The sequence below is a fragment of the Desulfogranum japonicum DSM 18378 genome, from assembly GCF_000429945.1.
Classification (GTDB): Bacteria; Desulfobacterota; Desulfobulbia; order Desulfobulbales; family Desulfobulbaceae; genus Desulfogranum; species Desulfogranum japonicum.
On sequence record NZ_AUCV01000077.1, the window covers coordinates 1 to 8,571 of the forward strand.

The 8,571-nt window shown below is 45.5% G+C and carries 8 protein-coding genes and 1 pseudogene; all 9 read right to left on the reverse strand.

The window, feature by feature from the left end:
* Positions 1 to 580 precede the first annotated feature (580 nt).
* Positions 581 to 997 (reverse strand): F0F1 ATP synthase subunit epsilon, encoded by a 417-nt coding sequence (locus G493_RS0121695; protein ID WP_028582062.1) that lies wholly within the window; start codon positions 995 to 997, stop codon positions 581 to 583.
* Between the two features lie 29 nt (positions 998 to 1,026).
* Positions 1,027 to 2,448, reverse strand: a complete 1,422-nt coding sequence (atpD, locus tag G493_RS0121700) for a F0F1 ATP synthase subunit beta (protein ID WP_028582063.1) — start codon at positions 2,446 to 2,448, stop codon at positions 1,027 to 1,029.
* Positions 2,449 to 2,494: 46 nt separating this feature from the next.
* Positions 2,495 to 3,376, reverse strand: a complete 882-nt coding sequence (gene atpG / locus G493_RS0121705; protein ID WP_028582064.1) for an ATP synthase F1 subunit gamma — start codon at positions 3,374 to 3,376, stop codon at positions 2,495 to 2,497.
* Positions 3,377 to 3,398: 22 nt separating this feature from the next.
* The gene (gene atpA / locus G493_RS0121710; protein ID WP_028582065.1) at positions 3,399 to 4,922 is read right to left on the reverse strand and encodes a F0F1 ATP synthase subunit alpha; all 1,524 of its coding nucleotides are present in this window, start codon (positions 4,920 to 4,922) and stop codon (positions 3,399 to 3,401) included.
* 4 nt (positions 4,923 to 4,926) lie between these two features.
* Positions 4,927 to 5,475 (reverse strand): F0F1 ATP synthase subunit delta, encoded by a 549-nt coding sequence (locus G493_RS0121715; RefSeq protein ID WP_028582066.1) that lies wholly within the window; start codon positions 5,473 to 5,475, stop codon positions 4,927 to 4,929.
* A complete protein-coding gene (locus tag G493_RS30680) occupies positions 5,472 to 6,221 on the reverse strand; it encodes a F0F1 ATP synthase subunit B family protein (RefSeq protein ID WP_051309774.1) in 750 nt (249 codons plus the stop codon). The genes G493_RS0121715 and G493_RS30680 overlap by 4 nt, the downstream gene beginning before the upstream one ends.
* Complete coding sequence (locus tag G493_RS0121725) at positions 6,218 to 6,649, reverse strand: ATP synthase F0 subunit B (protein ID WP_028582067.1); 432 nt, start codon at positions 6,647 to 6,649, stop codon at positions 6,218 to 6,220. The genes G493_RS30680 and G493_RS0121725 overlap by 4 nt, the downstream gene beginning before the upstream one ends.
* 657 nt (positions 6,650 to 7,306) lie before the next feature.
* Positions 7,307 to 8,314, reverse strand: coding sequence for an NAD-dependent epimerase/dehydratase family protein (locus tag G493_RS0121730; RefSeq protein ID WP_232363814.1), 1,008 nt, complete (start codon positions 8,312 to 8,314; stop codon positions 7,307 to 7,309).
* A gap of 54 nt (positions 8,315 to 8,368) precedes the next feature.
* Positions 8,369 to 8,571: pseudogene (locus tag G493_RS34110) on the reverse strand (IS701 family transposase); the annotation flags it as partial.

An 8,571-nucleotide genomic window follows, 5' to 3' on the forward strand; every position in this document is an offset into this window, starting at 1 on the left:
TCTGTATTTACGATAAATTGTGATCCAGCGTCACGAACTTGGGTTAAGTGAAAGCAAATTGATAAAACCATGACATTGGAACTGCCATTGGCGTGCACCAAGCTATACGAGATGTAAGTTCTCTTAGTGCATCTGATGTTTTCGCGATCCACCTGTACCTATAGCCCAAATAGGCTGTGCGACGCTGCTTATGTAAAACTCAGACTCCCTGTAAACAGTAACAAATAGAGAAGAGTTGCGATCTCGCATCTCTCATGACTTGCTTGAATACATGTTACCTGCTTGCAATAAGGGTGCTTGCTAAACATTCCTAAAGACAGACTGGTTTTCAGAGAAATTTAAATGAGTCCCCCAATGGGGCGTGCAGATTTTACAATGCCAGCTTTGTTACCGAGCATTTGCAGGTAAGCCGCAAACTCCGCTAGTTCTCTACGGTTGCATACCATGTGCCTCACATCTAGTACAAAATATACTCGTGAGAAATCTGGTCTAAGTAAGCATCCCTATAAGCAGTGATTATGAAATAAAAAAGGCTGCCCCTCAGGGGCAGCCTTTCAGCACTTGTGGTTGCGTAAAGCTATCAACTTTTTGAGAGCTCAGCCGCACGTAATCGAGCGATAGCTCGTTGCAGAGCAGCTTCAGCACGTACACGATTAAGCTTTTCTGTTGATTGGGCAGCTTTTGCCAAACGCTGTTCTGCACGTTCTTTGGCTTTCAGAGCTCTATCAACATCAATATCATTACCGTATTCCGCACTTTCAACCAAGAAAGTGATTTTATTATTAGATACTTCAGAAAAACCGCCACTAACCATTAAGTATTTGGCTTGTTTATCTTTTTTGAAGCTTAAAGTACCAGTCTTAATGGTACTTAAAAATGGCGCATGGTTGGCCAGCACGCCAAACTCCCCACCGACACCAGGTGCAGTAACGATGTCCACATCATCGCTGACAACAGGGCCTGACGGAGTTACTACTTCGAGATGAATCTGTGCCATGGGTATACCTCAGTTCAGCAGTCTCGAGATTAGGCTTCAGCCTTCTGGCCACTAGCCTTCTGAACAGCCTCTTCAATGCTGCCAACCATATAGAAAGCACTTTCTGGCAGGTCATCATGTTTTCCTTCAAGAATTTCCTTGAAGCTGCGGACTGTGTCTTCAACCTTTACGTATTTACCTGGAAAACCGGTAAATACCTCAGCTACATGGAAAGGCTGAGACAGAAAACGTTGAACTTTTCGTGCCCGGGCAACGGTAAGCTGATCTTCTTCAGAAAGCTCTTCCATACCAAGAATCGCAATAATATCCTGCAATTCTTTGTATTTCTGCAGTGCAACCTGAACACCACGAGCAACAGAGTAGTGTTCCTCACCAACCACATTAGGATCAAGGATACGAGAGGTTGAGTCCAGAGGGTCAACAGCAGGATAAATACCGAGCTCAGAGATTTGACGCGAAAGTACAACAGTACCGTCAAGATGAGCAAAGGTTGTAGCTGGAGCAGGGTCAGTCAAGTCGTCCGCAGGCACGTATACGCACTGTACAGCGGTAATGGAACCTTTTGTGGTCGAGGTAATACGCTCCTGAAGTGCACCAAGGTCAGTTGCAAGTGTTGGCTGATAACCAACAGCAGATGGAATACGACCAAGAAGAGCGGAAACCTCAGAACCAGCCTGAGTAAAACGGAAGATGTTATCCACGAAGAAAAGTACGTCCTGTCCCTCTTCATCACGGAAATATTCAGCCGCAGTCAATCCTGTCAGAGCAACACGAGATCGTGCTCCAGGAGGTTCTGTCATCTGCCCGTAAACGAGTGCGGCCTTAGGCAATACGCCGGACTCTTTCATTTCGTTGTAAAGATCGTTTCCTTCACGGGTACGCTCACCAACGCCACAGAATACGGAAATACCACCGTGCTGCATGGCGATATTGTTAACCATCTCCATCATGATAACGGTCTTACCACAACCAGCACCGCCGAAGAGACCCATTTTACCACCACGTGGAAATGGAACAAGCAAGTCAATAACCTTAATACCGGTTTCCAGAACGTTAACTTCTGTATCCTGCTCAGTAAACGCTGGAGCTGGTCTATGAATGGACATGGTCTTTTCGGAAGAAATTTCACCCATGCCGTCAACAGGACGACCAACGACGTTCATAATACGACCAAGTGATGCCGCACCAACAGGAATTGTGATTGGGGCACCTGAATCAACAGCAGGCATACCGCGAACCAAACCATCGGTCTGGTCCATAGCAACTGTACGTACTACGTTGTCACCAAGATGCTGTGCAACTTCACAGACAAGATTTCCTTCTGTATCATCAATAACAGGATTGCTGATAAGCAGTGCGTTCATAATATCAGGCAGGTCGCCTGGTTCAAACTCTACGTCAACAACAGGTCCAATAACCTGTATAATTTTACCAACTCTCGAATCACCCATTTGAAATGGCCTCCTCTATCTGAATAACATACCTTCCGGTATCTCGTTAGCCTTTAAGCGCCTCAGCACCACCGACAATATCCATCAACTCGTTAGTAACGGCAGCCTGACGAGCTTTGTTATACAACTGTGTAAGTTCCTTAATGATATCTTTACATGCATTGGTTGCCTTATCCATGGCAGCCATACGAGCAGCGTGCTCACTGGCGCCGACTTCAAGCATGGCGCGATATACTTGGACATTCAGGTGAAGTGGAAGAAGTGCTTCCATTATTTCATTAGGATCTGGTTCGTATATATAGGATCCTGTGGCACCGTTTTCAACGGCAGCCTCTTCACCTTCTGCTTCCACAGCCTTGATTGGTAAAAGCTCTTCAGTCTCAGGTTTCTGTACAGCAACTGAGTGGAACTTTCCGTAAATAAGGTCCACTCGATCAGAATCACCATTTAAAAAGGCTTCGGTAATCCCCTGGGAAATTTCTCTGGCGTTAAACATTTGGAACGAACTCATAATGTCGCTATAGGAAGCACGTACATTTCCAGTTCGTCGTAACACCTGATAAGCTTTTTTACCAATGGTTACAAAGCTAACGTTTTTACCCTCAGCTTCGTATTGCTTAGCCAGCTTCTCAGCTGCTTTCACAATGTTTGCATTAAAACTACCGCACAACCCTCGATCAGATGTTACTACAACGATCTCAACGGTTTTGACGTCTCGAACTTCCATCAACGGAAGGTCGCTGCCTTCCATGCCGCTGGAAAGGTCCCTCATCGCTTCTGCAAATTTTTCTGCATAAGGGCGAAAGGATTCCATCTTATCTTGGGCGCCTCTGAGTTTTGCAGAGGCAACCATATTCATGGCCTTGGTTATTTGAGCAGTCTTTTTAACACCACTAATTTGGTCTTTGACATCCTTTAATCCAGGCATGAGCTACGTGTCCTTGTATCTACTAGTTCAGGCCTTTAGTAGCCTTAAAGGTTTCGCCGAATGTGGTAAGAGTCTTTTTCAATTTCTCCTCAAGTTCAGGAGAAAAAGCTTGTTTTTCTTTCAATTCAGCAAAAATGGCTGGTTCGTTCGCTTCAATGTAGCCGTAAAGCTCCTGCTCATAGTCAGCAAGGACATCTACAGGGAACTGATCCAGAAAGCCTTTGGTACCGGCAAAAATAATTGTGACCTGTTTTTCCATTGGCAGTGGTTGATACTGAGGCTGTTTCAGAATTTCAACAAGACGCTCACCCCTGGTCAACTGGGCCTGAGTAGCTGCATCAAGATCCGATCCGAAGCTGGCAAAGGCGGCAAGCTCACGATATTGAGCGAGATCGAGACGAAGGGTACCAGCAACCTGCTTCATTGCTTTTACCTGGGCAGAACCACCAACACGGCTTACAGAAAGACCAACGTTAATTGCTGGTCGGACACCGGCAAAAAAGAGGTTAGGTTCAAGATAAACCTGTCCGTCAGTAATGGAGATAACGTTTGTGGGGATAAATGCAGATACGTCACCAGCCTGTGTCTCAATAATAGGCAATGCGGTGAGAGAGCCAGCACCGAGTTCGTCACTTACTTTTGCAGCACGTTCGAGCAATCGAGAGTGGTTAAAGAAAATATCACCAGGATACGCTTCACGTCCAGGAGGACGACGAAGAAGCAGAGAAAGCTCACGATAAGATACAGCCTGTTTGGAGAGATCGTCATAGATGATCAATGCATGCTCCCCTTTATCGCGAAAATACTCACCCATGGCACAACCGGCAAAAGCGGAAACATACTGCATTGGTGCAGGGTCAGATGCGCAGGCCGCAACAACAGTGGTATATTCCATAGCACCATGTTTACGCAGAGCTTCAACTACCAGCGCGACAGTGGATTTTTTCTGACCGATAGCCACATAAATACAATGTACATCCGTCTCTTTCTGAGCAATGATCGCATCTACACAAAGAGCAGTCTTTCCGATCTGGCGGTCACCAATTACGAGCTCACGCTGTCCCTTACCTACTGGAGTCATAGCATCTACAGCTTTAGCTCCTGTGTAGCATGGTTCGTGAACACCCTTTCTGGCAATAACACCAGGAGCGAGGACTTCTATTTTACGGCTTTCTTTGGCCTCAAGCGGTCCCTTACCATCTATAGGCTGTCCAATACCGTCAACTACCCGACCTTCCATCTCCGGACCGACAGGTACCTCTGCAATACGACCGGTACGTTTTACGATGTCACCTTCTTTAATGTCACGAACATCACCAAGGACAGCACAACCTACGTTATCTTCCTCAAGGTTAAGAGCGAGTCCAAAAATACCACCAGGAAATTCCAACAACTCCATGGCCTGGCAGTTTTCAACACCATACACACGGGCAATACCGTCACCTACCGAAAGAACTGTTCCTGTTTCTTTCAAGTCGACATCACTTTCGTAGCCAGCGATTTGGTCCTTAATAATCTGGCTAATTTCTTCGGCTTTGATCTGCATTTGACTATTCTCTCCCCTTGATAGATTCTTTTAATCCATTAAGTTGTGTCCTTATACTTCCGTCCAGTACCAGATCACCGACCTTTGCGATGATGCCTCCTATGATAGACGGGTCGACCTCGGTCTTAAGTATAACTTTATTTCCTGTTATTTTTTCTAAAGTATCTTGAATTTTATTCTGCAGAGATGCATCTAATTCAACGGCAGATACTACAGACCCGTGACTGATGTTCTGATCCTTGTCGACCATCACTTGCATTTCATACGCAATATCGGGCAGAATACCGGCTCGTTTTTTATCGACCAACAAATTGAGAAATCCTGTCATAAGAGTATCAGCTTTAACGGATTCAGCAATCTTGGCCATGACTTTTTGCCTGGCATCAAGGGGATAAAGTGGGTTTGTGAGCGCATCCCCAACATTGGCAGCACTATCATCGTAAAGGCTGGCGATCGCGTTCAGGATTTCACTGTAATTGTCTATTTTACCCTGCTCTTTCCCGAGCGAAAAGAGCGCCTTTGCATATCGGCGTGCTAGTATTGTATTTCTCACTGTACCGCACCTACTCTTTCAAGGAACTGTTCAGTAATCGCCACCTGATCATCACTGGTTAGATTCTTAGCGATTATCTCCTCAGCCATCGCGGTTGCCTTTTCAGCAACTTCGTCTCGTAACAGCCTCTTAGCCTCTTCAACTTCAGCGAGAATGGAAGCCTCTGCATTGCGCTTAATATCTTCTGCAGCACGTTCAGCTTCATCCAGTATGCGTTGTTTTTCATTCTCAGCCTGGGCAATGGCACGTGCGACTACACTTTCCATTTCTTTTTCCATGCCGGCAAGACGAGACTCAAACGAAGCATACTCCGCCTGAGCTTCTTCTTTTTGCGCTTCCAGAGTTTCAAGTTCTTCTTTTATTTGTTTCTGGCGGCCGCTTAATCCACTGACAATTGGTTTGTTAAGAAAGTAAACCAACAGTACAAGCAAAGCTAAGAAGTTAACTGCCCGCCAGAAAAGATCTTTCAACTTTGCAGGGGAGAGAGAACCTCCGTGGGCTTCGCCATGACCTTCTTCAGCATGTACTTCTGCCTGATGTGCAGTAGGCTCTTCGTGTGTAGCTGTCAGTGCTCCAGCGTCATCCTCATGGGTAGCCTCATGAACAGCCTGCTCATTATGGGCAGCTGCTACTGCGTGAGCATCATCTCCATGTGCTTGTGCAGAGGCGAGTACCGATGACGCAGTGCCAACTACCAGCACCATCATCAAAATCGGCAATAATGTTCCAACAATACGCGATCTCATGCTTCCAGACTCCTCCCAAGTATCTTTCCGGCCATGTCCTTGGCAAAAATTTCCGTTTTCGCTTGCAGATCTTCTCTCGCGCTATCAATCTGCGAACGAATTTCAGCCAGCTTCTGCTCTTTCTCGCTGCTTGCTTCAGCACGAATAGCAGCAAGTTTCTCTGCACCGGCTGCCTGGGCTGTTTCCCTGGCTGTATCCAGCGCTTTTTTCGCCTTATTGCTCGCCTCACGCATTTTCTTATCCAACTCTGCCTGGCGATGCCTCGCTCGTTGTTCCATTTCAACAACTTCGTTACTGAGAGAATCCATTTTTTGCTTTCGCTTTTCCAGGATTCCCAGCACCGGTTTGTACAGAATAGCATTGAGTACAAACATCAACACAATCATGTTGATGATGTGTATCACCATCGTAATATCAATTGAAATCATATCTACTACTCCTCGCTACAGAAAAAGGCACCAGAGAGCCAAACATAGTGAATGGCGGTTCATATCACGATCAGGATTACTACTGAAAAATGACACTACTGTCAAACCTTTTTAAATAAAACTTATGGGTTTTTTCAGTTACGCTTGTTAGTCCGAGCCCAGAATAGACCATTTTTCCTAACGGACAGGTTTTTCGCCCCACAAGCTCACTCCATATACATGATTTTCCGAATTAAAAAAAATCACACTTTGCCCTTGGTCTCAAAAAAGACCAGTGACAGACTCACCAGGTAATTGCACTCAACATTTGCAAACCATGTACTAACCATCTATATAAACGTTTTTTTACAATAAAAGAGTACATAGTTCTACAAACAGTAACCGGTTTCGCTTGCGGGCAACATTCAAAAACCACGCCAGTAACCTTAAAAAGACTGGACGGGATACGGGGGTTGCCACCGTCAATAAATATCCCAGAATGATGGAAGTTCAGTGCATGTACTACAAATGCTCTATCCCGTGAAAGGTTCAACCGATTCACGAAGTCCAAAGGACATTAGGCAATGATCCAACTTTTTTCTTGCCTAAACGTATCACTGTGTGAGCAGAAGGAAGGTTTTATTGACTGCAGAACCAGTCTGTGAGATGCCATGCAACTTACCTTGCTGCATCTCTGGATCGTAGAGAATCAATCAGGCACTGCAACCCGGTAGAGGTTGATACCAACTCTGAATAGCCTAGCAACCTTTCAGCTTTTTCATGACTGAACCAATGAGATTTCGCTAACTGCTGGGCAATAAAACGGGTCATTTTAGGCTCATCAGGGTTGCGCACGAGGTCATAAAGCCCCTCAAGAATACCTCCGACACAATACGCAACTGGATACGGTACTTTTTTACTAACCGGTCGAATTCCCAATTCCCTAAATAAGGTATTAACCCATTCCCAGAGAAAAACCGGCTCTTTCTGACCAATAAAAAATGCCTCGCGATCAGCACTGGCGGTGCTATGCAGATTTTGTGCAGCCAGGATATGAGCATGAACGACGTTATCAATATAGGTGATATCGACTCTATTTTTTCCATCACCAACAATTTTAAGTTGCCCTTTGCGTCCTCGCTCAATAATTCTTGGAATCAGATGATTATCACCTGGTCCCCAAACGAGATGGGGTCGTATTGCACAAGTCCGCAAAGCATGATTGTTTTCACCAAGCACAAGCTTTTCCGCTTCTATTTTGCTGGCTGCATAATGACATAATGGACGTTTGGCATAGGGTAATTCCTCGTTTCCGTTTTCAATATTATTGCTGTCAAAAACCACAGACGGAGTTGAAGTGTACACTAACACCGGAACAGTATTAGCAAGACAACTATCAAGTACATTGCGTGTTCCCTGTACATTGGCAGCAAAAAAATCAGCCCGTTGGCCCCACATTCCTGCCTTAGCAGCTACGTGAAAGACAGTATCAACCCCGGCAGTGGCCTGCAATATTGATTCAGGATCGCAGATATCTCCCTGTATACAGTCCACACCAAGTTGCTCAAGGTAAGGGTATCGATTTCTTCCCATCACCCGAACATCCAATCCAAGAGAGACAAGTTTTTGGACCAAGGCGTGGCCAATAAAGCCACCGCCACCAGTGACCATTATTTTTTTCATCATCGCATTCTCAACTAAAGTTTCCTGGAAATTATCACATCGCCGATCCCGGTTCCCCTACGCGACCATGCGTAGCAGTGTTCTGACAAAAGATTTTTGCGTCTTTTGCCTCGGTAACGGGCAAATCGATTGAAAATCCTCACTCAATGCGGCCTCAGCTATAATTCTTCGGACATCTGAAAATGCAAATCCGGAACGGCCGCGAACTTTATATTTGCGATCGGGCGCCTTTTGCAGTCGAGCCGCATAAACCCATGTCA

Bases quoted from the DNA above. Each gene is read 5' to 3' on its own strand.
- atpD (WP_028582063.1), bottom strand. From the start codon at position 2,448: ATGGGTGATTCGAGAGTTGGTAAAATTATACAGGTTATTGGACCTGTT.
- G493_RS0121725 (WP_028582067.1), bottom strand. From the start codon at position 6,649: ATGATTTCAATTGATATTACGATGGTGATACACATCATCAACATGATT.
- G493_RS0121695 (WP_028582062.1), bottom strand. From the start codon at position 997: ATGGCACAGATTCATCTCGAAGTAGTAACTCCGTCAGGCCCTGTTGTC.
- atpG (WP_028582064.1), bottom strand. From the start codon at position 3,376: ATGCCTGGATTAAAGGATGTCAAAGACCAAATTAGTGGTGTTAAAAAG.
- G493_RS30680 (WP_051309774.1), bottom strand. From the start codon at position 6,221: ATGAGATCGCGTATTGTTGGAACATTATTGCCGATTTTGATGATGGTG.
- G493_RS0121730 (WP_232363814.1), bottom strand. From the start codon at position 8,314: ATGATGAAAAAAATAATGGTCACTGGTGGCGGTGGCTTTATTGGCCAC.
- atpA (WP_028582065.1), bottom strand. From the start codon at position 4,922: ATGCAGATCAAAGCCGAAGAAATTAGCCAGATTATTAAGGACCAAATC.